The 25,043-nt window shown below is 67.1% G+C and carries 23 protein-coding genes; 7 read left to right on the top strand and 16 right to left on the bottom strand.

Annotated features, from left to right (window positions below; all coding sequences use genetic code 11):
- Positions 1-20 precede the first annotated feature (20 nt).
- The 4 genes from IE066_RS06865 to IE066_RS06850 form a co-directional block, all read right to left on the bottom strand.
- Positions 21-512, bottom strand: coding sequence for a GNAT family N-acetyltransferase (locus IE066_RS06865; RefSeq protein ID WP_189448076.1), 492 nt, complete (start codon positions 510-512; stop codon positions 21-23).
- Complete coding sequence (locus IE066_RS06860) at positions 509-1,405, bottom strand: hydroxymethylglutaryl-CoA lyase (protein WP_189448074.1); 897 nt, start codon at positions 1,403-1,405, stop codon at positions 509-511. Before IE066_RS06860 ends, IE066_RS06865 begins: the two co-directional genes overlap by 4 nt.
- Complete coding sequence (locus IE066_RS06855) at positions 1,402-3,402, bottom strand: acetyl-CoA carboxylase biotin carboxylase subunit (RefSeq protein WP_189448072.1); 2,001 nt, start codon at positions 3,400-3,402, stop codon at positions 1,402-1,404. Before IE066_RS06855 ends, IE066_RS06860 begins: the two co-directional genes overlap by 4 nt.
- 151 nt (positions 3,403-3,553) lie before the next feature.
- A complete protein-coding gene (locus IE066_RS06850) occupies positions 3,554-4,339 on the bottom strand; it encodes an enoyl-CoA hydratase-related protein (RefSeq protein ID WP_189448070.1) in 786 nt (261 codons plus the stop codon).
- Positions 4,340-4,494: 155 nt separating this feature from the next.
- On the opposite strand from IE066_RS06850, the gene IE066_RS06845 reads away from it, so the two are divergent.
- From IE066_RS06845 to IE066_RS06835, 3 genes are read left to right on the top strand one after another with little or no spacing between them, the layout of a single operon-like run.
- Complete coding sequence (locus IE066_RS06845) at positions 4,495-4,785, top strand: FeoA family protein (protein WP_189448068.1); 291 nt, start codon at positions 4,495-4,497, stop codon at positions 4,783-4,785.
- Complete coding sequence (gene feoB, locus IE066_RS06840) at positions 4,782-6,638, top strand: ferrous iron transport protein B (protein WP_189448066.1); 1,857 nt, start codon at positions 4,782-4,784, stop codon at positions 6,636-6,638. The genes IE066_RS06845 and feoB overlap by 4 nt, the downstream gene beginning before the upstream one ends.
- Before the next feature lies 1 nt (position 6,639).
- Entirely contained in the window at positions 6,640-6,867 is a 228-nt protein-coding gene (locus tag IE066_RS06835; protein WP_189448064.1) for a DUF6587 family protein, read from the top strand.
- Positions 6,868-6,874: 7 nt separating this feature from the next.
- On the opposite strand, the gene IE066_RS06830 is transcribed toward IE066_RS06835, so the two are convergent.
- The 10 genes from IE066_RS06830 to IE066_RS06785 form a co-directional block, all read right to left on the bottom strand.
- Entirely contained in the window at positions 6,875-7,231 is a 357-nt protein-coding gene (locus IE066_RS06830; protein WP_189448062.1) for a hypothetical protein, read from the bottom strand.
- On the bottom strand, positions 7,228-7,773 hold the full coding sequence (locus IE066_RS06825) for a bactofilin family protein (protein WP_189448060.1): 546 nt from the start codon (positions 7,771-7,773) through the stop codon (positions 7,228-7,230). The genes IE066_RS06830 and IE066_RS06825 overlap by 4 nt, the downstream gene beginning before the upstream one ends.
- A gap of 96 nt (positions 7,774-7,869) precedes the next feature.
- Positions 7,870-9,480 (bottom strand): carboxyl transferase domain-containing protein, encoded by a 1,611-nt coding sequence (locus IE066_RS06820; protein ID WP_189448057.1) that lies wholly within the window; start codon positions 9,478-9,480, stop codon positions 7,870-7,872.
- A gap of 353 nt (positions 9,481-9,833) precedes the next feature.
- Positions 9,834-10,214, bottom strand: coding sequence for a hypothetical protein (locus tag IE066_RS06815; RefSeq protein ID WP_189448055.1), 381 nt, complete (start codon positions 10,212-10,214; stop codon positions 9,834-9,836).
- A 163-nt stretch (positions 10,215-10,377) separates the two neighbouring features.
- Complete coding sequence (locus tag IE066_RS06810) at positions 10,378-10,701, bottom strand: hypothetical protein (protein ID WP_189448054.1); 324 nt, start codon at positions 10,699-10,701, stop codon at positions 10,378-10,380.
- A gap of 116 nt (positions 10,702-10,817) precedes the next feature.
- The gene (locus IE066_RS06805; RefSeq protein ID WP_189448052.1) at positions 10,818-11,999 is read right to left on the bottom strand and encodes a thiolase family protein; all 1,182 of its coding nucleotides are present in this window, start codon (positions 11,997-11,999) and stop codon (positions 10,818-10,820) included.
- Positions 12,000-12,112: 113 nt separating this feature from the next.
- Entirely contained in the window at positions 12,113-13,096 is a 984-nt protein-coding gene (locus tag IE066_RS06800; protein WP_189448051.1) for an alpha/beta fold hydrolase, read from the bottom strand.
- Between the two features lie 17 nt (positions 13,097-13,113).
- Entirely contained in the window at positions 13,114-14,271 is a 1,158-nt protein-coding gene (locus IE066_RS06795) for an isovaleryl-CoA dehydrogenase (protein WP_189448049.1), read from the bottom strand.
- 73 nt (positions 14,272-14,344) lie between these two features.
- Positions 14,345-15,448 (bottom strand): Glu/Leu/Phe/Val dehydrogenase, encoded by a 1,104-nt coding sequence (locus IE066_RS06790; protein WP_189448047.1) that lies wholly within the window; start codon positions 15,446-15,448, stop codon positions 14,345-14,347.
- Between the two features lie 248 nt (positions 15,449-15,696).
- On the bottom strand, positions 15,697-16,863 hold the full coding sequence (locus IE066_RS06785; RefSeq protein WP_189448045.1) for a tetratricopeptide repeat protein: 1,167 nt from the start codon (positions 16,861-16,863) through the stop codon (positions 15,697-15,699).
- A gap of 95 nt (positions 16,864-16,958) precedes the next feature.
- Here IE066_RS06785 and IE066_RS06780 point away from each other — a divergent pair, with 95 nt between their 5' ends.
- From IE066_RS06780 to IE066_RS06765, 4 genes are all read left to right on the top strand, one after another.
- Positions 16,959-20,477: a methylmalonyl-CoA mutase family protein gene (locus IE066_RS06780; protein ID WP_189448043.1), complete on the top strand. Its 3,519-nt coding sequence runs from the start codon at positions 16,959-16,961 to the stop codon at positions 20,475-20,477.
- A 249-nt stretch (positions 20,478-20,726) separates the two neighbouring features.
- Positions 20,727-21,752 carry a DUF262 domain-containing protein gene (locus tag IE066_RS06775; RefSeq protein WP_229790695.1) on the top strand — a complete coding sequence of 342 codons (1,026 nt, stop codon included), beginning with the start codon at positions 20,727-20,729 and terminating at the stop codon, positions 21,750-21,752.
- A 3-nt stretch (positions 21,753-21,755) separates the two neighbouring features.
- Positions 21,756-22,397, top strand: coding sequence for an MAE_28990/MAE_18760 family HEPN-like nuclease (locus IE066_RS06770; protein ID WP_189448039.1), 642 nt, complete (start codon positions 21,756-21,758; stop codon positions 22,395-22,397).
- A 245-nt stretch (positions 22,398-22,642) separates the two neighbouring features.
- Positions 22,643-23,572, top strand: coding sequence for a hypothetical protein (locus IE066_RS06765; RefSeq protein WP_189448037.1), 930 nt, complete (start codon positions 22,643-22,645; stop codon positions 23,570-23,572).
- A gap of 22 nt (positions 23,573-23,594) precedes the next feature.
- Here IE066_RS06765 and IE066_RS06760 read toward each other — a convergent pair whose 3' ends face one another.
- Positions 23,595-23,909, bottom strand: a complete 315-nt coding sequence (locus tag IE066_RS06760) for a hypothetical protein (RefSeq protein WP_189448035.1) — start codon at positions 23,907-23,909, stop codon at positions 23,595-23,597.
- A 13-nt stretch (positions 23,910-23,922) separates the two neighbouring features.
- Positions 23,923-25,037, bottom strand: a protein-coding gene (locus tag IE066_RS06755; protein WP_189448032.1) for an IS3 family transposase whose coding sequence is annotated in 2 segments (ribosomal slippage) — positions 23,923-24,785 and positions 24,785-25,037 — 1,116 coding nt in all. Because the reading frame shifts where the segments join, the coding sequence is not laid out codon by codon here.
- Positions 25,038-25,043: the final 6 nt, after the last annotated feature.

Here is a 25,043-nt window from a genome sequence, read left to right as displayed (position 1 = left end):
ATTCTACCGGCGGGCGCCGATCAGAGCTCGCGCAGGTACCAGATGTCGCAGCCGCCGTGGCCGGTCGCGCCCAACGGCGCGTCGATTCGACGGAAGCCTGACCGCTCGTACAGGCGCATCGCCGCGTCCATGCCGGTGAGCGTTTCGAGATAGCAGCGGCGGAAGCCGAATTCGCGCGCCTTCCCGAGCGACAGCTCCATCACCTTCGCGCCGGCACCCAGTCCGCGCGCACGCGGCAGGAAATACATCTTGCGCAGTTCGCAGGTGTCGGCGTCGCCGCCTTCCAGCGGCGCCACGCCGCCGCCACCGACCACCTCGCCGTCGACTTCGACGACGAAATACGCAGCGCGCGGCGACGAGTAGGCGCGATGCATCCAGTCGACCTCGGGGTCGTTGATCGCGAAGCCCGAGCCGCAGGCGCCGAACTCGGGCATCACGCCGCGGATGATCGCGGCCATCGCCGCGTCGTCGCGCGCCTCGATCGGGCGGATCGTGTATTCGGCCGGTTTCATGCGGCGGCGCTCCGTGCGCGCGTGACCTTGCTGGACGTCTCGCGGCCGAGCAGCCCCGCCAGCCAGCGGCCGGTGTCGACCAGCGCATCGAGGTCGACGCCCGTCGTCATGCCCATGCCGTGCAGCATGTAGACCACGTCCTCGCTGGCGACGTTGCCGCTTGCGCCCTTCGCGTACGGGCAGCCGCCGGTGCCGGACACCGCCGAATCCACCACGCGCACGCCTTCCTCGATGCAGGCGAGGATGTTGGCCAGCCCCTGCCCGTAAGTGTCGTGGAAATGCACGGCCAGGGCCTGCATCGGCACTTCGTTCGCGACGGCGCGCAGCATCTGCCGCGCCTTCACCGGCGTGCCGACGCCGATGGTGTCGCCCAGAGACACCTCCTCGCAGCCCATCGCGTGCAGCGCCTTGGCCACGCGCACCACGTCGGCCACGTCGACCTCGCCCTGGTACGGGCAGCCGAGCACCGTCGACACATAGCCGCGCACGCGTACGCCGTCGGCCTGCGAACGCTCCATCACCGGCGCGAAACGCTCGAGCGACTCCTCGATGGATGCATTGATGTTCTTGCGGTTGAACGCTTCGGACGCTGCGGTGAACACCGCGATGTGCGTGACGCCGACCTCGCGAGCGCGCCCGTAGCCCTGCAGGTTCGGCACCAGCACGGGATAGTCGACGCCCTTGCGACGGGAGATGCCGCGATAGACGTCGGCTGCGTCGGCGAGCTGCGGCACCCATTTCGGGCTGACGAAGCTCGTCGCCTCCACCACCGGCAGGCCGGTCATCGACAGCCGATCGATCAGCGCGATCTTGTCGGCGGTCGAGATGATCGCCTTCTCGTTCTGCAGACCGTCGCGCGGGCCCACTTCGACGATGCGGACGAAATCGCTCACGACACGACCTCCAGCAGCACCAGCGCAGCATCGGCCTCGACGAAATCGCCCGCCGCGCCGCGCACTTCGGCCACCACGCCCTCGCGCGGGGCCTTGAGGCTCAGCTCCATCTTCATGGCCTCGATCACCATCACTTCCTGGCCGGCGCCTACCGCGTCGCCGGGCTGCACGCGTGTGACGACGATGCGCCCGGGCATCGGTGCCACCACGCGATCGGTGCCGCCTTCGGCGCCGCCCTGGTGCTCGTCGTGCAGCGGCGCGGCCGCAAGTGCGAGGCGGCGTTCGCCGTCGTGCACGCTCCAGTAACCGCGCTCACCGCCGACGGCGACGCGCATCGCTTCGCCATCAAGACGGAGGCTGAGCGCGCCATCCTCGATGCGCGCGCCTTCGACCTCGTGCATGCGACCGGCGTGCTCGACGCGATAGCGCCCGCCATGCCCGCCCGCGCGCAGGACGATGCGCTCGCCACGATGCGTGACCGCCATGCGCGACACCGCCGGTGCGCCGACGCGCCAGCCGTCGGGCGTCGCCCAGGGCGAGGTCGGATCGTTCGACGCGGAATTGCACATCCATGCGCCGCGCTCGGCCGAAATCAGTCGCGCGACGACCACCGCGACGAACAGCTTCGCATCGTCGCCCGTGGTCGACAGGAACTCGTCGAGATGGCGATCGAGGTAACCCGTGTCGATCGTGCCCCCGACCACCGCCGGATGCCGCGCGAGGCGCTCGAGGAACTCGATGTTCGACTTCGGCCCTGCGATCTCGCAGCGCGCCAGCGCCGCGCGCAGCCGCGCGAGCGCCTGACGGCGATCGGCGCCGTACACGATCAGCTTGGCGATCATCGGGTCGTAGAAGATCGTGACGGTGTCACCCTCGACCACGCCCGAGTCGACGCGCACGCCGTCCATGCCGACGGGCAGGCGCAGCCGTTCAAGGCGGCCCGAACCCGGCAGAAAACCCGCGTCGGGATCTTCGGCGTACAGGCGCACTTCGATCGCATGGCCCTGTTGGCCCAAGGCATCCTGCGCCATCGGCAGCGGCTCGCCGGACGCGACCCGCAGCTGCCACTCGACGAGGTCCTGTCCGGTCACGAGCTCCGTGACCGGATGCTCGACCTGCAGGCGCGTGTTGATCTCCATGAAGTAGAAGCCGCCGTCCTGCCCGACGATGAACTCGACGGTGCCGGCGTTGACGTAGTCGATCGCGCGCGCGGCCTGCACGGCGGCATCGCCCATCGCGCGGCGCAGCCCGGGCGTGAGGAAGGGCGAGGGCGATTCCTCCAGCACCTTCTGGTAGCGGCGCTGTGCCGAGCATTCGCGCTCGAACACGTGGATCGTGTTGCCGTGGCGGTCGGCGAACACCTGGATCTCGATGTGGCGCGGCTTCTCGATATAGCGCTCGAGCAGCACGCGATCACGACCGAAGGCGTTGCGCGCCTCGCGCTGGCAGCTCTCGAGGTTCGGCAGGAACTCGCCGGACGTGCGCACGATGCGCATGCCCTTGCCGCCGCCGCCGTGCGCGGCCTTGATCATCAGCGGATAGCCGATACGGTCGGCCTCGCGGTGCAGCAGCTCGGGCGACTGGTCCTCGCCCGTATAACCCGGCACGACCGGCACGCCCGCGGCCTGCATCAGTTCCTTCGCGCCGGCCTTGCTGCCCATCTTGCGCATCGACGCCGCAGGCGGGCCGATGAACACGAGGCCGGCGGCTTCCACCGCGTCGGCGAAATCCGCGTTCTCGCTGAGGAAGCCGTAGCCGGGGTGGATGGCCTGCGCGCCCGACCTCAGCGCGACGTCGAGGATCGCGTCGCCGCGAAGATAGGACTCCTGCGGGCGCGGGCCGCCAATGCAGTACGCCTCGTCGGCCTGGCGCACGTGCTGCGCGTCGGCATCGGCCTCGGAGTACACGGCCACGGTGCGGATGCCGAGCGCGCGGCAGGTGCGGATGACGCGGCAGGCGATCTCGCCGCGGTTGGCGATCAGGATCTTGTCGAACATCAGGACGTGGCTTCCGGGCGGTCTCGGACCGCTGCGATGGCGGGGCGGTGCGTGTCGATCACGAACCGGCCGAGGTAGTCGGGGTGCGCATGCCGCGCGCGGGCCTTGAACGCACCCGGCTTCGTCGATTCGTGGCCGTGCGTCGCGCGGTTCACGGCTGCCAGGCAGGCGTGCGCTTGTCGAGGAATGCGCCCAACCCTTCCTGGCCCTCGGGCGACACGCGCAGCGCGGCGATCAGCGCCGCGTTGTCGGCATCAAGGCGGTCGCGGTCGGTCCGGGCGGCGACGCGACGTACCAGCGCCTTGGCGCCCGCCGCCGCGACCGGGCCCGCCTTCAGCAGCAGGTCGATCTGGCGTTGCACGGCAGCGTCGAGCGCGGCTTCGTCGTCCACCAGTTCGTGGAGCAGGCCGATGCGGTGCGCGGTGGCGGCGTCGAACATCTCGGCGGTGGCGAACCAGCGGCGCGCCTGGCGCTCGCCGATCGCCTCGATGACGTAGGGCGAGATCACGGCGGGCAGCAGGCCGAGCCGGGCCTCGGTCAGGCCGAACTTCGCGTTGGCCGTGGCGATCGCGATGTCGCAGCAGGCCACCAGCCCGACGCCGCCCCCGAAGGCGGCGCCCTGCACGCGGGCGATGGTCGGCTTGGGAAGCTCGTCGAGCGTGCGCATCAGGCGGGCGAGGGCGAGCGAGTCGCGGCGGTTCTCCTCCTCGCTGGCCGTGGCCATGCCGCGCATCCAGTTGAGGTCGGCGCCCGCCGAGAACGACGCGCCTTCGCCCTCGACCACCACCACGCGCACATCCGGATCCGCGGCGACGCTCTCCAGCGCGCCGGTGAGGGCGGCGATCAGCGTGGCGTCGAAGGCGTTGTGCAGCTGCGGCCGGTTCAGCCTCAGGCGCGCGACCGCGCCGTCGCGCAGGTGGAGCAGGGGATGGCTCATCGAGATGTGCCCGGGGAAAGCGCCTGATCATAGCCGGTCGCCGTGGACGCCCCGCGGCGTCGGCGAGCAAGCTGAAGCGGCGCGAGCGGTACCGGTCGCGGCCGAGGCGGCGGTGATAGAATGAGAACAATTCCCATTTGGGACGACGTTCCGCCGTGAAACTGTCCGAGCTGCCGTTCCGCACCGCCGCGACCGTCGTCGCCGTGGAGGACGCCGCCCCGAACGACCCGATCGCGCGCCGCCTGCGCGAGCTGGGCTTCGTCGCCGGCGAACCCGTCGAGGTGATGGCCGCCGGGCCGGTGGGCGCCGAACCGCTGCTGGTGCAGGTCGGCTATACCCGTTTCGCGCTGCGTCGCCGCGAGGCCGACCGCATCGGCGTACGGCTGCCGCAACCGGCCGACGCGCCGCTGCGCCGCGAGGCCGAGGCGGAGGTCGAGCGCGCATGAGTGCCGGCACCCTGCGGCTCGCGCTGGTCGGCAATCCGAACTGCGGCAAGACCGCGCTGTTCAACCGCCTGACCGGCAGCCGGCAGAAGGTCGCGAACTACGCCGGCGTCACCGTCGAGCGCAAGGAAGGCCGCTTCGCCGCGCCGTCCGGGCGCGAGTACGTGGTGCTCGACCTGCCGGGCGCCTACAGTCTGCACGCCGCGAGCCTGGACGAGGCGGTCACCCGCGACCTCTGCCGCGGCTTCTACCCGGGCGAGCCGGCGCCGGACGTGATCGTCTGCGTGGTCGACGCAACCAACCTGCGCCTGCACCTGCGTTTCGCACTGGAAGTACGCGAGCTGGGCCGGCCGATGATCGTCGCGGTCAACATGATGGACGCGGCCAAGCGCCGCGGCATCGAGGTCGATCTGGATGCGCTGTCGCGCGAGCTGGGCGTGCCGGTGGTGCCGACCGTCGCGGTGCGCAGCGGTGGCGCGAAGGCGCTGGTCGACATCCTCGACCGCGGCGGCGCCGCGCTGCCCGCGATCGACCCGGACGCCGGCATCAGCGACGTCGAGGACCTGCACGCCCGCACGCGCGACATCCTCGCCGCGGCCGTGCGCATGCCGCGTCGCACGGCGGCCATCGACGACGCGCTCGATCGCTGGCTGCTGCATCCGGTGTTCGGGCTCGTCGCGCTCGCGGCGGTGATGTTCCTCATCTTCCAAGCCGTCTACGCCTGGGCGACGCCGGTGATGGACCTGATCGACGCCGGCGCGGGTTGGCTTGGCGAACAGGCGACGAACACGTTACCGCCGGGGCCGCTCACCAGCCTGCTGGCGGACGGCATCATCGCCGGCCTCGGCGGCGTCATCGTGTTCCTGCCGCAGATCCTCGTGCTGTTCCTCTTCATCATCGCGCTCGAGGAATCCGGCTATCTGCCGCGCGCGGCCTTCCTGCTCGATCGCACGATGGCGGCCGCGGGCCTGTCGGGCCGCTCTTTCATCCCGCTGCTGTCCAGCTTCGCCTGCGCGATTCCCGGCATCATGGCGACGCGCTCGATCCAGGACCCGCGCGATCGTCTCGCGACCATTCTCGTCGCGCCGCTGATGACCTGCTCGGCACGCCTTCCGGTGTACGCGCTGCTCATCGGCGCGTTCATTCCGCGCCGGGAAGTGCTCGGCTTCCTCAACCTGCAGGGTCTCGTGCTGTTCGCGCTGTACGCGGCGGGCATCCTGAGCGCGCTCGCGGTCAGCTGGATCATGAAGAAGTGGCGGCGCGACAAGGGCGAGCATCCGCTGATGCTCGAGCTGCCGTCCTATCGCATCCCGCACGTGCGCGACGTAGCCATCGGGCTGTGGGAGCGTGCGACGATCTTCCTGCGTCGCGTCGGCGGCATCATCCTCGCGCTCACCGTCCTGCTGTGGTTCCTGCTCAACTTCCCGGCACCGCCGGACGGCTGGGTGGGCAATCCGGTCGATTACAGCCTCGCCGGCCGCCTAGGCCATGCGCTGACGTCGATCTTCGCGCCTCTCGGCTTCAACTGGCAGATATGCATCGCGCTGATTCCGGGGCTTGCGGCACGCGAAGTCGCCGTGTCCTCGCTCGCGACTATCTACGCGCTGCAGGCAGCGAACGACGACGCAGCCGCCCAGGCGCTCTCGCCGATCATCGCGCAGGGCTGGTCGCTCGCTACCGCGCTGTCGCTGCTGGTGTGGTTCATCTACGCGCCGCAGTGCATTTCGACGCTTGCCACCATCCGCCGCGAGACCAACTCCTGGCGTCACGTAGCGATCTCCGCTGGCTATCTGTTCGCGCTGGCCTACCTGGCGTCGCTGCTGACCTACCAGGTGGCGCACGCGCTGGGCGGCTGAGATGGATGCCGGACTCGCAGTGCAGTACGTGCTGGTCGCGCTCGCGGTATTCGCGAGCGTCGTCTACGTGCTGCGCACGCGGTTCCCGGAAGCCACGCGCCGGCTGCGCGGCTGGGTCGCGATCCGTTTCATCGACAGCGGCTCGCCGCGTCTTGCCACGCTCGGCCGGCGCATCGCGCCCGCCCCTCGCGCGAAGGACGGCTGCGGCAGCTGCGGCGGCTGCGACTGACGCGTCGTCAGCGGCGCCGGCCCTTGCCGGCCGGCACCACGTTCGTTTCCACGGTGACGCTGAAGCTGCGGCTCTGGCTGCCTTCGAGCGCGCCGACGCCGACGATGTGTCGGTTCACTTCCTCGCCGCGTTCGTTGCGGATGACCAGCACCATCGTGTACTCGACGGCCTCGCCGGGCCGGTCGGCGCGCAACGTGCCTTCGACCGCGAGCGTGGTGGTGCGCTGGAGGTCGGTGCCGGTGGCCGCGTCGAAACGCAGGTGGTGTTTGCAGCCCGGGCAGACGCTCGCGGTGTCGAGGATCGTGGCCCGGCAGTGCGGGCAGGTCCGCGTCGCGCCCGGCGTGCCGGGCCGGACGGCGCTCATGCGGCGCTGCCGGCCTCCGGCGTCGCGTCCGCCTTGGACTTGCCCTTGTCGGTATCGGCCGCGCTGTCGCCCCAGCCGAACTCCACGCGGCCGCGCATGCGCGCGCCGGGCGCTACGGTGACGGTGCCGGCCTTGACGTCGCCGGTCATCGCGCCGCTCTCGACCACTTCGACGCGCTGCGCCGATTCGATGTTGCCCTCGAGCTCGCCCGCCACGACCACGCGACGCGCCTTGACGCCGCCGTTGACGCGCGCGCCCACTTCGATGGTGAGGTCGCCCTCCACCGCGATGTCGCCGGTGAAGCGACCCGCGATGCGCACGTTGCCGGCGCCCTGGATGCGGCCCTCGATCGACAGATCCGAAGCGATCACCGATTCCTTCGCCTCACGCGAAGACGCGCGCGGCGCGGACGAGATCGGCGAGGGCGCGGGCGCGACCTGCGCCGGCGCGAACGAGAATTCGTTGGGGGATGGATCCTTGGCCAACGCGGTCTCGGGCTGCGAGGCCTCGCGCTTGTTGCCGGTGTTCGGGAAGATCGCCATGGTGGTCCCTCGGGGGCGGGATGGAGGTCCGACCTTATCACGCGGTCTTGACGTCATTTCCGTGACGCGCCCTGCCGTTTGGTCCAGCCGGGTGGCTTACATCCTGAACACACCGAAGCGCGTGCGCTCCTCGATCGGCGCATTGAGCGAAGCCGATAGCCCTAGCCCGAGAACGCGTCGCGTGTCGGCCGGATCGATGATGCCGTCGTCCCACAGGCGCGCGGTGGCGTAGTACGGATTGCCCTGCGCTTCGTACTGCTCGCGGATCGGCGCCTTGAAGGCGTCCTCGTCCTCCGCGCTCCACTGCTTGCCGGCGCCTTCCAGCGCATCGCGACGCACGGTCGCGAGCACGCTCGCCGCCTGTTCGCCGCCCATCACGCTGATGCGCGCGTTCGGCCACATCCACAGGAAGCGCGCGCCGTACGCGCGGCCGCACATCGCATAGTTGCCGGCGCCGAAGCTGCCGCCGATCACGACGGTGAACTTCGGCACGTGGGAGCAGGCCACGGCCGTCACCATCTTCGCGCCGTCCTTCGCGATGCCCGCGTTCTCGTACTTGCGGCCCACCATGAAACCGGTGATGTTCTGCAGGAACACCAGCGGAATGCCGCGCTGGTTGCACAGTTCGATGAAGTGCGCGCCCTTGAGCGCGCTCTCGGCGAACAGGATGCCGTTGTTGGCGACGATGCCGACCGGATAGCCGTGCAGGTGCGCGAAGCCGGTCACCAGCGTCTTGCCGTATCGCGCCTTGAACTCCTGGAACTCGCTGCCGTCGACGATGCGCGCGATCACCTCGCGGATGTCGAACGGGCGACGCGCATCCTTCGGCACGAGGCCGTAGATCTCATCGGACGGGTACAGCGGCTCGCGCGACGGTATCGACGCCACCGGCAGCACTTTGCGGCGGTTGAAGCTCCTGACGATGTCGCGCGCGATCGACAGCGCATGGTCGTCGTCCTGCGCGAAATGATCCGCTACACCCGACACGCTGGTATGCACGTCCGCGCCGCCAAGCGCTTCGGCATCGACCACTTCACCGGTCGCCGCCTTCACCAGCGGCGGGCCGCCGAGGAAGATCGTGCCCTGTTCCTTGACGATGACGCTTTCGTCGCACATCGCGGGCACGTAGGCGCCACCCGCCGTGCAGCTGCCCATGACGACGGCGACCTGCGGGATGTTGAGCGCCGACATGCGCGCTTGGTTGTAGAAGATGCGGCCGAAGTGTTCCTTGTCCGGAAACACCTCGTCCTGCAGCGGCAGGAAGGCGCCGCCGGAATCGACCAGGTAGATGCAGGGCAGGTTGTTCTCGAGTGCGACTTCCTGCGCGCGCAGGTGCTTCTTCACCGTCATCGGGAAGTAGGTGCCGCCCTTGACCGTCGCGTCGTTGGCGACGATCACCACTTCCTGGCCCATGACGCGGCCGATACCGCAGACCATGCCGGCCGCAGGCGCCGCGTCGTCATACATGCCTTCCGCGGCGAGCGGGGCGATCTCCAGGAACGGCGAGCCCTCGTCCAGCAGCGTGGTGATGCGCTCGCGCGCGAGCAGTTTGCCGCGGGCGGTGTGCTTGTCCCTGGCCTTTTCGCCACCGCCGTCCGCCGCGCGCGCGAGGCGCTGGCGCAGCTCGTCCACCAGCGATCGGTGATGCGCGACGTTCTCCTGGAACGAGGCGGAGCGCGGGTCGAGCTGGGTTTCGATGACGGGCATGGCAGTGACGGCGGAACGGGACGCGCGATCAAACCACAGAGCGGGCGAGGGGGCCAGCAATGCGCCGCTAGTGCAGGCGCGAAAGGACGATGGCGAGCCGCATCGGCTGTCTCTGTCCCGAGCGTCGCATTAGCCGAACGGCGATAGGGCGAGTTGCGCGGTCCGGTTGCCGATAGTGGCGGCGAGCCTGCTTAGCGATGTATCGCGGCGGGCGCCGCGATGGGGACTGCGATGCGCGAGCGTCGACAGTGCGCTGCGTCGCTTTCGGAGCGCCGCGACCGCGGATCGTCCCGGTGTCGGGCAAAAGAAAGGCCCGCTTTCGCGGGCCTTTCAGGAAACACTGAAGCGATGGATTACTTCTTCGCTTCTTCGGCAGCGGCGTCGGCCTTGTTGGCGACGTTCTGCGCGGCGTCGGCGGTCGACTGGGCAGCCTGGGCCGTAGCGTTGGCGGCCGAGGCAGCAGCCTCGTTAGCGGCGGCGGCAGCCTGGTCGGCGGCGTTGTCGACAGCCTGGCCAGCCTCGGCGGCGGCTTCGCCGGTCGCGGCAGCGGCGGCGTCGACACCTTCGGCGGCGGCGTTACCGGCAGCGTTCGCGGCGTCGGCAGCAGCGGCGCCAGCGCTGTCGGCGGCGTTCGCGGCTTCGGCGGCTTCGTTCTGCGCGGTCGGCGTTTCGTTCTTGCAGGCCGACAGCGAGAGGACGGCGGCAGCGAGGAGCACGTAGAGCTTGGTGTTCATTGCAATCTCCTAGAGTTGTCTGAAACGAGATGCACCACAGTCAGGCAACGCCAGTGCGCGCATCGCTCGGCAGGGCCGGCCTATCGTTCACTGACACCTACTTACGGAAAAAGCCGCCGGAGACCCGACGGCTTTTCCAGATGCTACAACAGCGCGAGCGATATTACTGCTGCGCGTCGGTCGCGGCCGGAGCGGCAGCGTCCGTAGCGGCCGGAGCAGCGGCGTCCGTAGCGGCCGGAGCGGCAGCGTCGGCAGCCGGAGCAGCGGCGTCGGCGGCCGGAGCAGCGGCGTCGGCGGCCGGAGCCGTGGCAGCGGCGTCAGCCGAGGTCGCAGCGGCGTCGACGGCGGCCGTGTCGGCGGTCGTCTGCGCGGCGGCGTCAGCAGCCGGAGCAGCGTCCGTGGCGGCGGTGTCGGCAGCCTGGTCCTTCGAGCAAGCGGTCAGAGCCAGGCCCAGGGCCAGGGCGAGCAGCGCCTTGTTGATGTTCATCGGATCTATTCCTCGTCGTGTGGTTTGGCAACGCGCATTTGCGCGCCGTAAACATGATGACAAGCGGCTGCGGCATGTCAAGCGATTGCTCGACGAGCGGCATATCCCTCTGATCTTCAGCCCTGCACCAGCTCGACTGCAATAGCCGTGGCCTCGCCACCGCCGATGCACAGCGACGCCACGCCGCGGGTGCCGCCGCGCGCCTGCAGCGCGTGCAGCAGGGTCACGACGAGGCGCGCGCCGCTGGCGCCGATCGGATGGCCGAGGGCGAGCGCGCCGCCGTGCACGTTGAGCTTTTCCTGCGGGATGCCGAGGTCCTTCATCGGCGCCATCGCGACGCAGGCGAACGCCTCGTTGATCTCGAAGAGGTCCACGTCGTCCACGGTCCAGCCCGCCTTCTCCAGCACGCGGCGCGTGGCCTCGATCGGCGCCGTGGTGAACCACTCCGGCTCCTGTGCGTGGCCGGCCTGCGCGACGATGCGTGCGATCGGCTTGGCGCCCAGGCGCTGCGCGGTCTCGGCCGACATCAGCACCGCCGCGGCGGCGCCGTCGGAAATCTTCGACGAGGTCGCCGCGGTCAGCAGGCCTTCCTTGCCAAAGGCCGCACGCAGCGAGGGAATCTTCGCCGCGTCGATCTTGCCCGGCTCCTCGTCGGTGTCGACGACGACCTCGCCCTTGCGGCCCTTGACCGTCACCGAGACGATCTCGGCCTTGAACGCGCCGGACTGCACCGCGTCCTGCGCGCGGCGCACGCTCTCGGCGGCGTAGGCGTCGAGCGTCTCGCGCGAGTACTCGTAGGTCGAGCAGGTGGCGTCGCCGAACACGCCCATGGCCTTGCCGTCGTACGGGTTGGTCAGGCCGTCGTGCGCCATGTGGTCGAGGAATTCGGCCGAGCCGTAGCGGATGCCGGTGCGCGAGCCGTTGAGCAGGTGCGGCGCATTGGTCATGGATTCCATACCGCCGGCGACCACGACCTCGGCGCTGCCTGCGCGGATCATGTCGGCGGCCATCATCATGGCCTTCATGCCCGAGCCGCAGACCTTGTTGATGGTCACGCAGGCGGCGGAGGTCGGCACGCCCGCGGCGATCGCGGCCTGGCGCGCCGGCGCTTGGCCAAGGCCGGCAGGCAGCACGCAGCCCATGAGGACTTCCTGCACGGCGTCCGGCGCGATGCCGGACTGCTCGATGGCGCCGCGGATCGCGGCCGCGCCGAGCGTCGGGGTCGGCACGCCGGTGAACTGGCCGAGGAAGGAACCGATGGCGGTGCGCTTGGCACCGACGATGACGACGTCGCTCATGGCGGACTCCGGAAGCGGGGCGGCGCGGGGCCGCAACCGCCCGATTATGCGGCGGCGTGCTGCAGTGCCGCAAACGGCCGCCGGTGGCGGCGCCGGAGGCTCGCCAGACGCGCTCAGCGCACCTTCGCCGCGAACGCCGCGATGGCGCGGGCAAAGCCTTCCGCGTCCTCGTAGAACGCCATGTGGCCGCCCTTGAGCACGGCGACGGTCTGCTTCGGGTAGCGGAACGCCTTGTAGTGCTCCGGGCCGGTGACCTGGTCGGCATCGCCGGTCACCACGAGCACCGGCACGTCGACCGACTCGGTACCGGCGGTCATGTCCTCGAGGTAGCGACCCGGGTTGCCCGAGAAGATCTTCTGGGCCATGTCGCCGTTGCGGCCGGGCGCCGGGTTGGCTGTGAGCCGCGCCTTGGCACGCGCGGCCGCGTCCTCGCCCGCGTACTGCAGGCGGTCGGACAGGCCCATCTGGCCGAGCATGCCCAGCACGGTGAAATAGCGCTGCGGCAGCGGCATGGAGGGGTCCATCGGTGGACGCCTGTCGGCCGGCAACAGGCCGTAGCCGTAGCTCGCCGTGCTCTCCATCGACGCGGGCAGGTTGAGCAGGCTGTCGATGTGGACGATGCCGGCCACGCGGTCGGGGTGGGCGGCGGCGTAGGCCTGCGTGATCAGCCCGCCGAAGGAGTAGGCGACCAGTGTCCAGCGCTCCAGCCCCAGCCTGGCGCGCAGCTCCTCGAGGTCGGCGACCTGCCGGTCCAGCGAGTAGTCGCCCGAAGGCGCGCTGGCCGAGGCACCGCTGCCGCGCTGATCGAGCCAGGCGATGCGGAAGTGCGTCTCCAGGATGCCGTCCGACAGCAGGCGGAAGGCATGGCTACCCGACCCCGGGCCGCCGTGGACGAAGACCGCCGGCGCACCGTTGCCCGCGACCTCGTAGGCCAGCTCCACGCCATCGGTCGTCGTGAAGCGGCTCATGGGCGCGACGACGGCCGGGGCCGTCGACGTGGCGTCCTTCGACGGTGCGGCAGCGAAGGCGGCGGAGGTCATCGCCAGGCCGAAGGCGAGCGCGGCGAGGCGGAAGGGGCGGCTGGCGTTGCGGTCCATGCAGTGTCCTCGTGGGCTCAGGCGTTGCCGGCGAACAATTCGCGGCCGATGAGCATACGGCGGATCTCGTTCGTGCCCGCGCCGATCGCGTAGAGCTTGGCGTCGCGCAGCAGCCGGCCGGTGGGGTACTCGTTGATGTAGCCGTTGCCGCCAAGCGACTGGATCGCTTCCAGCGTGACCTGCACTGCGGCTTCCGAGGCGTGCAGCAGGCAGGACGCGGCGTCGACGCGGGATTTGTGCCCGGCGTCGTAGTCGCGTGCCACCTGGTAGGCGAAAGCTCGGCTCGACTGCAGCGCCGTGTACATGTCGGCCACCTTGCCCTGCATCAGGCCGAACGTGCCGATGGCCGCGTCGAACTGCTTGCGCTCGCGGACGTAGGGCAGGGTGATGTCGAGCGCGGCCTGCATGAGGCCGAGCGGCCCCCCCGTGAGCACGAGGCGCTCGGTATTGAGGCCCGACATCAGCACCTTGACGCCGTTGTTGACCTCGCCGAGCACGTTCTCCTGCGGGATCTCGCAGTTCTCGAACACCAGCTCGCAGGTGTTGCTGCCGCGCATGCCGAGCTTGTCGAGCTTCTGCGCCGTCGAAAAGCCCTTCATGCCCTTCTCGACGAGAAAGGCGGTCATGCACTTGCTGCCGGCCTCCTTGCTCGCCGTGCGCATGTAGACGATCAGCACGTCGGCCTCGGGGCCGTTGGTGATCCACATCTTGTTGCCGTTCGCAACCCAAACGCCGTCGCGCAGTTCCGCGCGGCAGCTCATCGAGCCGACGACGTCGGAACCCGCGCCCGGCTCGCTCATCGCAAGCGCGCCCTTCCATTCGCCGGTGCAGAGCTTCGGCAGGTACTTCTGGCGCTGCGCCTCGTTGCCGTTGGCGTAGAGGTTGGACACGCACAGGTTCGAGTGGGCGCCATAGGACAGGCCCACCGAGCCCGACGCGCGCGAAATCTCCTCCATCGCGACGAGATGCGCGAGGTAGCCCATCTCGCTGCCGCCGTACTCGCCGGGCACGGTCATGCCCAGCAACCCCATCTCGCCGAGCTTGGGCCACAGGTCCTGCGGGAAGGCGTTGTCGTGGTCGATCTGCGCCGCGTGCGGGGCGATCTCGCTCTCGGCGAAGCGGCGCACCGCGTCGCGCAGGGCATCGATTTCCTCACCGAGGGGGAAAGGACGCATGCATCACTCCGTAATCTGGTCGTCTAAAAGCATGACGGGGCGCGAAGCCCCGTCATGTGGAACGAAACGCGGATCAGTGACCGCCGCGAATGCGCCCTTCGAAGCGCGGCTTGCTGCGGCCCAGCGGCAGCTTCAGCTTGCCGAGCATCGCGATGCGCTCCTCGGCCATGCGGTCGGCGGCGCGGTAGGTCGGGATGCCGTCGCGGTCGGCGATCTCGTAGATGCGCGCGAGGTTGTGGTAGATCGTGCGCATCATGCGCATCGCGCGCTCACGGTTGTAGCCCGTGATTTCCAGCGCGACGTTCATCACGCCGCCCGCGTTCACCGCGTAGTCCGGCGCGTAGACGATGCCGCGCTTCTCCACCTCGTCGCCGATCGCGTTATTGGCGAGCTGGTTGTTCGCGGCGCCGCAGATGATCTTGGCCTTGAGGCGCGGCAGCGTGTTCTCGTTGACCGTGCCGCCCAGCGCGCACGGCGAGTACACGTCGGCCGGCACGTCGTAGATCTCGTCGGTGCCCACGGCTTCGGCGCCGAAGTCCTCGACCGCACGCTCCACCAGGCCCTTGTTGATGTCGGTGACGAACACCTTGGCGCCGCGCTCGCGCAGCAGCTTCACGTATTCCATGCCGACGTGGCCTAGGCCCTGCACGGCGTAGGAGTAGTTGCCGACTTCCTCGTTGCCGAACTTGCGGTTCAGCGTGGCCATCAGGCCCTGCAGCGCGCCGTAGGCGGTGAACGGCGACGGATCGCCCGAGCCGCCGTGGACCTGGTGCACGCCGGTGACGTACTCGGTCTCGCGGTAGACGTATTCCATGTCGTTGACGTCGATGCCGACGTCCTCGGCCGTGATGTAGCGGCCGCCCAGCGAGTCGACGAACTTGCCGAACGCGCGGAACAGCGCCTCGGACTTGTCCTTCGACGGATCACCGATGATCACCGCCTTGCCGCCGCCGATGTCCAGGCCCGCCACCGCGTTCTTGTAGGTCATGCCGCGCGACAGGCGGAGCACGTCGTTCAGCGCTTCCTGCTCGCTCGCGTACGGCCACATGCGCGTACCGCCGAGCGCCGGACCGAGCACGGTGTTGTGGATCGCGATGATGGCCTTCAGGCCCGCGTCCTTGTTGTGGCAGAAAACGACCTGCTCGTGGCCGGTGGTGTCGAGGGTTTCGAAGATCATCGTCAGGCTCCGCGCCGGCACCGACGAACACGCTCCGCGCATTCCGGCCGACTGGGTTGGTTAGGTCGTGAAACGAATGGGAACGCGGGACGTGCCGGACCGTGGTCCGCCCGACACAGAAGCGGGATTTTAGTCCATTCCCGTTATGCGGGCCTCCACGCCGGACGTCGCGGTCCGCCCGGGCGCTCCGGACGCTGGCGGATGGAGGCGGCGGATCGCAGGCCCGGCGTGCCGTGGGCCCGCGTCGATCAGTAGTCTCGACGCCGGCGCGAGGACAGCGGCAGCGTGGCGAACCAGCCATCGCCCTCGATGGTCGCGCCCGAGGCATCGGCGACGATCGCCCGCCCGGCCTCCGCGTCGATCACGATGCCGCCCGGAAAACGCAGCCGCGCGCCGCCCTTGCCGATGGCGAGGCAGGCATAGACCGCACGCTGGCGCTCGTCGTCACCTTCGGCTGCTTCGGGCAAAACGGGCCCGTCGCCCGGTGCGACGCGAGCCACCACCAGCGGCTCGGCTTCGACCAGTTCCATGTCCGCCGCCGCGGCCAGGCGCAGCTGCACCAGCCTCAGCGCGACGTCCTCCAGCAGCGGCTCGAAGGCCACGCGCGGCACCGGGCCGATGCCCGGCGTCTGTGCCGCGGCGCGCAGGAGAGGTTGCGCGGTGGCGACCAGCAGGCGGCATTCGTCCACCGACAGCAGGCCGTCGACCTGCGCGATGCGCGGCGACTCCGCCAGCACCTCGGCCTCCGGCGGGTCCATCACCTCGTCGAGCGCGAGCGTCGACGGCGGGCTGGGGCGCTTGGGCGCTGCCGGCACCGCGATGATCTCGGGCAGGTCGTCGAAGCCGCCCTCGCGCAGCTTGGCCTTGAGCTGCGCCGCCGCCTCGGGCTGCGCCGTGCAGCCTTCGCCGCGGCGCACGCGCTCGGCCAGCAGGTGCGCGGCGATGGCGTCGCCGCGCCCGGCCGCGTGGTCCAGCAACTGGATGGCCAGCGCCTGGTCCTGCAGGTTGGGCTTGCGTCCGAAATGGATCGCCGCGGCGCGCAGCGCGGGCGGGTAGGCGGCCTGCACGGCGGCCAGCAAGCGCTCGCCAACGCGCGCATCGCGCGGCACGGCGGTATCGCCCAGCCCGATCAGCGCAAGGAAATAGCCCGCGATCGGCTGCCCCGCGGCCTCGGCCTGCTCGAACGCCTGCACGGCGCGCGCGATGTCGGCGGTGGTGCCGACGCCATACATCAGCATCCGCCCCTGTTCGAGCAGCGCGCCCGCGTGGCCGGCCTCGGCGGCGCGCGAATAGGCCTCGAAAGCCTCTTCCATCCGCAGGTTGGCCACCAGCGCGGCAGCGTAGCGATGCAGGTCGTCCGGCGCGCCCGAGGCGGCGGCCTGGCGCAGCGTTTCCAGTTCGTTCGAATCGTTCATGCCGCGCAGGGTACCCGACCCTACGCGCGCCCCGGGCTGCGTACGGTCGCCTTGTTACAATCGGGCCATCCTTAGAAATAGATGTGCGCGCACCGATGAGCTCGCCTGCCGACCGCCTGCCCGAATCCACCGCCAGCGCCGCCGAGAACGCGACGCCGCTGCGCTTCGTCACCGCCGCGAGCCTGTTCGACGGCCACGACGCCGCCATCAACATCATGCGCCGCCTGATCCAGGGACAGGGCGCCGAAGTCATCCACCTGGGCCACAACCGCTCGGTGGAGGACGTCGTGCGCGCCGCGCTGCAGGAGGACGCCGACGGCATCGCGCTGTCGTCCTACCAGGGCGGCCACGTCGAGTACTTCAAGTACATGGTCGACATGCTGCGCGAGCGCGGCGCCGGCCACATCCGCGTGTTCGGCGGCGGCGGCGGCACGATCACGCCGGAAGAGATCAAGGAGCTGCAGGACTACGGCGTCGAGCGCATCTACCACCCGAACGACGGCATGCACATGGGCCTCGTCGCGATGATCGAGGACGTGATCCGCCGTGCCTCGCAGGCGCGCGTGGAGAACGCCCCGCCGACGCAGAACCCGGCCATCAGTGATGAGATCGCACTCGGCCGCATGCTTAGCGCGATCGAAGAGGGCGCGCTCGACGAGACGCAACTCGCGCACCTGCGCAAGCAATGGCAGCTGGCCGGCAGCAAGACGCCCGTCGTCGGCATCACCGGCACCGGCGGCGCGGGCAAGTCGTCCGTCACCGACGAACTGCTCAACCGCTTCCTCGCGCACTTCCCCGAGATGCGCATCGCGGTGATTTCGGTCGACCCCACCCGCCGCCGCACCGGCGGCGCGCTGCTGGGCGACCGCATCCGCATGAACTCGCTGCGCAGCCCGCGCGTCTACATGCGCTCGATGGCCACGCGCCGCCAGCACGCCGCCACCAACCTGGTGCTGCGCGACTGCATCGGCTTCCTCAAGGGCGTGGGCTACGACCTCGTCATCGTCGAAACCGCCGGCATCGGCCAGTCCGACTCGGAGATCGTCGACCTCGTCGACTTCCCGATGTACGTGATGACCTCCGACTTCGGCGCGCCCAGCCAGCTCGAGAAGATCGACATGCTCGACTACGCCGAGCTGGTCGTGCTCAACAAGTTCGACAAGCGTGGCGCCGAGGACGCCCTGCGCGACGTGCGCAAGCAGTGGAAGCGCAACCGCGTGGCCTTCCAGACGCCGGACGAGGACGTGCCGGTCTACCCGACCATCGCTTCCCAGTTCAACGACCCCGGCGTCAGCTGGATGTTCGCCAACCTCTGCCGCCTGCTGCGCGAGAAGCTGCAGCTGCCGGCCGAGAAGTGGACGCCCGACCTCGACACCTCGCTGCGCGAGCCGCGCGCCACCGTGCTGATCCCCGGCAGCCGCGTGCGCTACCTCGCCGAGATCGCCGAGCAGGGCCGCGGCATCAACCGCCAGATCGAGACGCAGGCCGAGATCGCCGACCGCGCGCAGTCGTACTGGCAGGCGCTCGAAGCGCTGGAAGACCCGCAGCTGCCGCAGGCGCTCGACCTCTACGGCGCCGACCACCTGCTCGGCGGCAACGGCCTCAAGCCGGTCGCCGACGTCGACGACGAGGGCGGGTTCAGCTACCTCGAGCGCGGCGTCGACCGCACGCTGCTCACCCTGCGCCAGCGCTACAACGACGCCGTGCAGTCGCTCAGCTCCGAGGCGCTCAAGCTGCTGCGCGAGTGGCCGGCGCGCCTGAAGTCGATCACCGACGACGTCAACGAGTACAAGGTGCGCGACAAGGTCATCGCGGTCGAGAACTACCGCGAGTCGCTGAGCCACCAGAAGATCCCGAAGATCGCCGCGCCCACCTACAAGGGCTGGGGCGACCTGCTCACCTTCCTGCAGAAAGAGAACCTGCCGGGCGCGTACCCGTACACCGGCGGCGTCTACCCGTACCGCCGCACCGGCGAGGACCCGATCCGCATGTTCGCGGGCGAGGGCACGCCCGAGCGCACCAATCGCCGCTTCCATTACCTGAGCCTCGGCCAGCCCGCCGCGCGCCTGTCCACCGCCTTCGACAGCGTCACGCTGTACGGCGAAGACCCGGCGCCGCGCCCGGACATCTACGGCAAGATCGGCAACTCGGGCTGCAACATCCCCACGCTCGACGACATGAAGAAGCTGTACTCCGGCTTCGACCTGTGCGCGCCCAGCACGTCCGTCTCGATGACCATCAACGGCCCCGCGCCGATGATCCTCGCGATGTTCATGAACGCCGCGATCGACCAGCAGGTGGAGAAGTACCTGCGCGAGGACGAGTCGCGCTGGCTGGCCGCGCGCGAAAAGATCGACGCCATCTACGAAGGCCGCCAGCGCCCGACCTACGAAGGCCCGCTGCCGGAAGGTAACGACGGCCTGGGTCTGGGCCTTCTGGGCGTCACCGGCGACGAAGTCGTCGAGCCCGAGGTTTACGAGCGCATCAAGGCGCACACGCTGCAGACCGTGCGCGGCACCGTGCAGGCCGACATCCTGAAAGAGGACCAGGCGCAGAACACCTGCATCTTCAGCACCGAGTTCGCCCTGCGCATGATGGGCGACATCCAGCAGTACTTCGTCGATCGCGGCGTCCGCAACTTCTACTCGGTGTCGATCTCGGGCTACCACATCGCCGAAGCCGGCGCGAACCCGATCAGCCAGCTCGCCTTTACGCTCAGCAACGGCTTCACCATCGTCGAGTACTACCTCGCGCGCGGGATGAACATCGACGACTTCGCGCCCAATCTCTCGTTCTTCTTCAGCAACGGCATGGACCCGGAGTACACCGTCATCGGCCGCGTCGCCCGCCGCATCTGGGCGCGCGCCATGCGCGAGCGCTACGGCGCCAGCCCGCGTAGCCAGATGATGAAGTACCACATCCAGACCAGCGGCCGGTCCCTGCACGCGCAGGAGATCCAGTTCAACGACATCCGCACCACGCTGCAGGCCCTGTACGCGCTGTTCGACAACTGCAACAGCCTGCACACCAACGCCTACGACGAAGCCATCACCACGCCCACGGAAGAAAGCGTGCGCCGCGCCGTGGCGATCCAGATGATCATCAACAAGGAGCTGGGGCTGAACTTCAACGAGAACCCCTGGCAGGGCAGCTTCATCGTCGACAAGCTCACCGACATCGTCGAAGAGGCCGTCTACAAGGAGTTCGAAGCCATCTCCGAGCGCGGCGGCGTGCTGGGCGCCATGGACACCATGTACCAGCGCGGCAAGATCCAGGAAGAGTCGCTCTACTACGAGCACAAGAAGCACGACGGCTCGCTGCCGCTGGTGGGCGTCAACACCTTCCTCGGCAAGGACGGCCATAGCGATGTGGCCACCGAGATCGAGCTCATCCGCTCGACCGAGGAGGAGAAGGGCCAGCAGATCACCAACGTGGCCGGCTACCAGGCCAACAGGAATGCACGGGCCGGGGAGGGTCTGAAATTCCTACAGAAGACCGCCCGCGAGCGCCGTAACGTGTTCGAGGCGCTGATGGAGGCGGTGAAGACACATTCGCTGGGGCAGATCAGCCATGCGTTGTATGAGGTGGGTGGGGAGTACAGGCGGAATATGTGAGGCTGCGATAGAAAAAGGTCCGCGAAAAGCGGACCTTTTTTTACTTCTCCGTGATGCGGGAACTATATTTGGAGCGTCTGCAGCGCATGTTGTAGCGTCGGTTTTCGCATCTGTTAGCAGTTCCCGTTAATACCATGATGTCACTGCATCGCCTAAAGGGCTGACATGTCTCTTGTAGATCAGATCAACAGCAAGCGCCGAGAGATCAAGACGGACGGATATCCGATGTCCATCGGAGAATGGACAAGCATGTATGAGAAGAAGGAACTCGACATCCACCCGGAGTTCCAAAGGTTCTATCGCTGGACTGAAGCTCAGAAAGCAAGCCTGATCGAGTCCATTTTGCTTGGGATTCCGCTTCCTCCAATTTTCGTTAGCCAAAGACAGGACGGCGTGTGGGATGTTGTCGATGGCCTCCAGCGGCTTTCGACGATCTTTCAGTTCATGGGCCTGCTCGAAGACGAGGGCGGAAACAAGGTGAAACCGCTGGTTCTTGAAGGCACGAAATACCTGCCCGCGCTTCAAGGGACATATTGGCACCCTAAGACAGACGGTGATCCTAAAGCGCTGCCTAAGGACCTACAGCTAATCATTAAGCGAGCAAAGATTGGCGCTAGCATCGTGCTGAAGGAAAGTGACGAGTCGGCCAAGTACGACTTGTTTCAGCGACTGAATACTGGCGGATCCGAACTTAGTCCACAGGAAGTTCGCAACTGTCTTCTTGTCATGGTGAATAAGTCCTTCTACGAGTGGTTGAAGGATTTTCGACGCGAGGACGACTTCATCGCCGCTACCGCTCTCGCCGATCGCCCGCTGGAAGAGGCTTATGACACTGAGCTCGCACTTCGTTTCATTGTCTTGAGCCTGCTGCCCGAGTCCGAGTTTCGATCCATCGGAGATGTTGGAACGTTCCTCACTGATCGTATGACCCATATTGCGTCTGACAAGAAATTTCGTAAGACGTCTACGAAGTCCTTGTTCAAAAAGACGTTCGCGACACTGAATAGTGCGATGGGCGACGATGCATTTAAGCGGTACAACCTGAAGAAGAATAAGCACGAAGGCGGTTTTTTGCTTTCCCTCTTTGAGGTCGTTGCGCTTGGTGTGGCATTCAACATTCACAATAAATCTTTGTGCGACGAAACGGACATTCCAGCCCGCGCACGATCGCTCTGGTCGAATTCAGGCTTCACGCGTTGGGCCACTTCCGGGATGACGGCGACTCGTCGTCTGCCTCACCTCATTCCGCTTGGCCGTCAGCTCTTCCAGAGATGATCAATGCGAACGCTCGACGATCTCTTGACGGCTATTGCAGAAGATTTGATCTGGCGACGCAAAGAGCTGACTGAATTGCGAGCGATGATTCAGACGCATCGTGGTCAGCTTAAGGAGAAAGTGCTAATCCGTGCTGCGGTTGCACTCCTTTACGCGCATTGGGAGGGGTTCGTTAAGCGTTGCGCGTCGAGCTACCTCCAATACGTGTCATACCAGCGCGTCGACGGGGACAAGCTTGCTCTGAACTTCCTGAACCTCGCGGCGAGGTCGAAGGCTCTGGAGTACATCAAGCAGGGCGATCACAAGATGGGCATGGAACTCGCGTCGTTCTACTTGAGTTGCGCAGGTAAGCAGGCTCGTGTCCCGTACAAGAAGGTCATAAGCACGCAGTCCAACCTAAGTTCGAGCGTGCTTAAGGACATTCTGGAAACCCTCGGGCTCGATGAGGACCGATTCAGCATTCGAATGACCTTCATCGACTCAAATCTTGTAAATCCGCGTAACCACGTAGCGCATGGTGAGTCGTTGGATGTTGCTCCCGCGGATTACGAGTCCTTGCACGACGATGTCTTAGGCCTGATAGAAGCGTTTAGGAATGAAATTGAGAATGCCGCGGCCACCCAAGCGTACTTGCGCAGGGCGTGAACGCCGTAAAAGTCGGGTTGGAGTCCAGCTTCCTTTGCGCTTTACACCTGCGCGCCGCTGAGACACACCGTCGGGAGAACTGTAAGAGGGAGGCCAGAATGCAGGTTCGCGAAGCATAAGCGCGCTTTGCGCACGCGCGTCTTCGCGGGAAAAGTAATTCCCAGGCCAAGGTACAAGTCTTTGGGATGGTCAAGCGGTCCCTGAACCAGCGCCATTGACTGCAAATCACATTTGGGGGGCGAATGATGAGTACATCGGAACTGTCGCGCGTAAAAGAGCGGTCGAAAAGCCGAAAAAAGCTCAACGAGATCTATGAGGATGCGATCAATAGCTACCTAATCCATTACTCATGTGAGTCGTTCTACGCGCCGCCTGGGCACGCCCCTGTCGGCGGATCAACGCGCGTTACCTGCATTGTCGTGAGGAATCTCAAGTCAGCACAAACGAAGACATGGTCGATCCACAAGTCAGCAGAGTTGCTTGGTCAGCTCGCCGCGCTCAATGAGATAGTGCCCTCGTTTCCTCAGGGGTACAGCCACGGGCCTGGGGGCGCTACCCACCTTAACGTGGCGCCGAGCGTACTTGCCGCGACCCTTGATCCTCTCGAACTTGACATGCTGGAAGGGTACTTCGCGTTCCTGAGTAGAAATACGGATAGCAACTTCATCCACTGGAACATGCGCGACGACAACTACGGTTTCTCGGCTTTGGAACACCGGTATCGTGTGCTTGGTGGGCAGCCAACAATTCTTCCCGACAGCCGCAAGTTTGACTTGGCGAGGGAGCTGGTAACGATTTACGGTAAAAGATATGCATCGCACACTTCTGAATCCGGCCGAAAAGGCCGGCTAATGAGTGTGATCGAGATGAATAAGATTTCCGATGCCGATGCTTTGCAGGGTGCTGAGGAGGCGGATGCTTTTGTGAAGGGGGAGTACAGGAGGTTGCAGCAGTCGACGTGGAGAAAGGTCGACGTGCTGGCAAATATTTTCGATCGCGTTCACGAGAAGAGTCTGAAGACCCGGGCTGGGTTTATCGACAAGTACGGGATTCATCCCATTGCTTTGGTTGAAGTGGCAAGAAACAACCCAATCGTGACTGGGCTTATTTTTGTTGGTGCTGTAGGGGCTGCAGTTATGAACTACGGGAAGGTTTGGCTGGGGCTCACTGGTTAGGTGTTCGCGGGGGAAAAGGGGGTCAGGTTCCATTACCCGCTGACCGGCGTGGCCGCCCGGCGGGTCGCACCTCGAGGGACCGGCCTGTCAGCACTTCGATCTCCCGCCTGAAGCGATCGCTGCCCCAGGGCTTCTGCTGGCGGGTGTGCAGGGTGAGGGCGTCGCGCAGCTCATCGGGAATACCCGCGGCCGCCAGTGCGCGGTAGGCAAGTCGACGGGCTTCGTCGGTCGCGCCAAGCGCGGAGAACGCCCGATGGAGCCGCAGCCGCGGCTCGTGTCGACCCAGGGCATTGGCGTGGTAGCTGCTCCACGCGTACTCGCCGGGTGCGGTGCACACGTAAGCTCCCCCGTCAAGCAGGCACTTCAAAAGTAGAACTTTCGGCGTGTCGAACGCGGTACTCGGCAGGCGTCAAGCCGCCGAGCGCGTCGTGGGGTCGGGTCTCGTTGTAGTCGATCATCCACCAGTGCACGGCCTCGCGGACGTCTTCAAGGCGTGCAAACAGGTGTTGATCCAGTACCTCTTCGCGGAACGTACGGTTGAAGCGTTCGATGAAAGCGTTCTGGTTCGGCTTGCCGGGTTGGATGTACTGGATCGCGACGCTGTTGGCCTTGCACCAGGCGGTAAAGGCCTCGCCCAGGAACTCCGGGCCGTTGTCCGAGCGCAGCACCTGCGGCAAGCCGTGATCGCGTTTGAGTTGCTCGAACACACGCACGAGCCGGTTGGAGTTGATCGACGTGTCGACCTCGATATGCAGTACCTCGCGGTTGAAGTCGTCGACCACGTTGAAGGTTCGGAAGCGTCGACCACAGGCCAGCGCATCACTCATGAAGTCGACCGACCAGACGGTGTCCGGCAGCCTGGGCACGTACAGCGCCACGCGTTCGCGCTTTGGGAGGCGCCGCTTCGCAGCCCGCCGCAGGTTCAATCGCATCGCCTTGTAGACCCGGTAGATCCGCTTGGGGTTCCAGTCCGGCCGAAGTCGGCGCAGCTGATCGCTGCACTTCCAGAAGCCGCGGCTGGGCCGCTCCTCCACCAGCTTTGCCAGCGCTGCGATCAACTCCGCATCGCGCACCGTCCAGTCCAGCGGCGGCGCGTACCACGCTGCCCGCGACAGCCCCAAGTAGCCACAGGACCGGCTCAGCGGCCGCGCGTGCACTTCGGTCAGAAAGCGCACCGCCTCACGCTTCTGGGCCGGCCCTACAGTTTTTTTGCGATCAGGTCCTTCAGTGCCGCGTTGTCCAGCGCCATCTCCGCGTACATGCGTTTGAGCTTGGCGTTCTCGGCTTCGAGCTCCTTGACCCGGCGAAGTTCGGACGCTTCCAGACCGCCGTACTTGCTCTTCCACTGGTAGTAGGTCGCGGTGCTGATGCCGGCCTGTCGACACAGGTCTTTTACCGGCACGCCAGCGTCCGCCTGCTTGAGGATCGAGACGATCTGGCTTTCGGTGAACTTCGAAGTGCGCATGCAACC

This window comes from Cognatilysobacter xinjiangensis, from assembly GCF_014651995.1.
Taxonomy (GTDB): Bacteria; Pseudomonadota; Gammaproteobacteria; order Xanthomonadales; family Xanthomonadaceae; genus Cognatilysobacter; species Cognatilysobacter xinjiangensis.
The sequence above is the reverse complement of the archived record's forward strand: the minus strand, read 5'-3'. Positions and strand labels throughout refer to the sequence as shown.

Coding starts and splice junctions, on each gene's coding strand:
- IE066_RS06835 (WP_189448064.1), top strand. CDS start 6,640: ATGGATGCCGGACTCGCAGTGCAGTACGTGCTGGTCGCGCTCGCGGTA.
- IE066_RS06790 (WP_189448047.1), bottom strand. CDS start 15,448: ATGATCTTCGAAACCCTCGACACCACCGGCCACGAGCAGGTCGTTTTC.
- IE066_RS06865 (WP_189448076.1), bottom strand. CDS start 512: ATGAAACCGGCCGAATACACGATCCGCCCGATCGAGGCGCGCGACGAC.
- IE066_RS06775 (WP_229790695.1), top strand. CDS start 20,727: ATGTATGAGAAGAAGGAACTCGACATCCACCCGGAGTTCCAAAGGTTC.
- IE066_RS06815 (WP_189448055.1), bottom strand. CDS start 10,214: ATGAACACCAAGCTCTACGTGCTCCTCGCTGCCGCCGTCCTCTCGCTG.
- IE066_RS06830 (WP_189448062.1), bottom strand. CDS start 7,231: ATGAGCGCCGTCCGGCCCGGCACGCCGGGCGCGACGCGGACCTGCCCG.
- IE066_RS06795 (WP_189448049.1), bottom strand. CDS start 14,271: ATGCGTCCTTTCCCCCTCGGTGAGGAAATCGATGCCCTGCGCGACGCG.
- IE066_RS06805 (WP_189448052.1), bottom strand. CDS start 11,999: ATGAGCGACGTCGTCATCGTCGGTGCCAAGCGCACCGCCATCGGTTCC.
- IE066_RS06850 (WP_189448070.1), bottom strand. CDS start 4,339: ATGAGCCATCCCCTGCTCCACCTGCGCGACGGCGCGGTCGCGCGCCTG.
- IE066_RS06765 (WP_189448037.1), top strand. CDS start 22,643: ATGAGTACATCGGAACTGTCGCGCGTAAAAGAGCGGTCGAAAAGCCGA.
- IE066_RS06770 (WP_189448039.1), top strand. CDS start 21,756: ATGCGAACGCTCGACGATCTCTTGACGGCTATTGCAGAAGATTTGATC.
- IE066_RS06855 (WP_189448072.1), bottom strand. CDS start 3,402: ATGTTCGACAAGATCCTGATCGCCAACCGCGGCGAGATCGCCTGCCGC.
- IE066_RS06810 (WP_189448054.1), bottom strand. CDS start 10,701: ATGAACATCAACAAGGCGCTGCTCGCCCTGGCCCTGGGCCTGGCTCTG.
- IE066_RS06780 (WP_189448043.1), top strand. CDS start 16,959: ATGAGCTCGCCTGCCGACCGCCTGCCCGAATCCACCGCCAGCGCCGCC.
- feoB (WP_189448066.1), top strand. CDS start 4,782: ATGAGTGCCGGCACCCTGCGGCTCGCGCTGGTCGGCAATCCGAACTGC.
- IE066_RS06820 (WP_189448057.1), bottom strand. CDS start 9,480: ATGCCCGTCATCGAAACCCAGCTCGACCCGCGCTCCGCCTCGTTCCAG.
- IE066_RS06825 (WP_189448060.1), bottom strand. CDS start 7,773: ATGGCGATCTTCCCGAACACCGGCAACAAGCGCGAGGCCTCGCAGCCC.
- IE066_RS06800 (WP_189448051.1), bottom strand. CDS start 13,096: ATGGACCGCAACGCCAGCCGCCCCTTCCGCCTCGCCGCGCTCGCCTTC.
- IE066_RS06785 (WP_189448045.1), bottom strand. CDS start 16,863: ATGAACGATTCGAACGAACTGGAAACGCTGCGCCAGGCCGCCGCCTCG.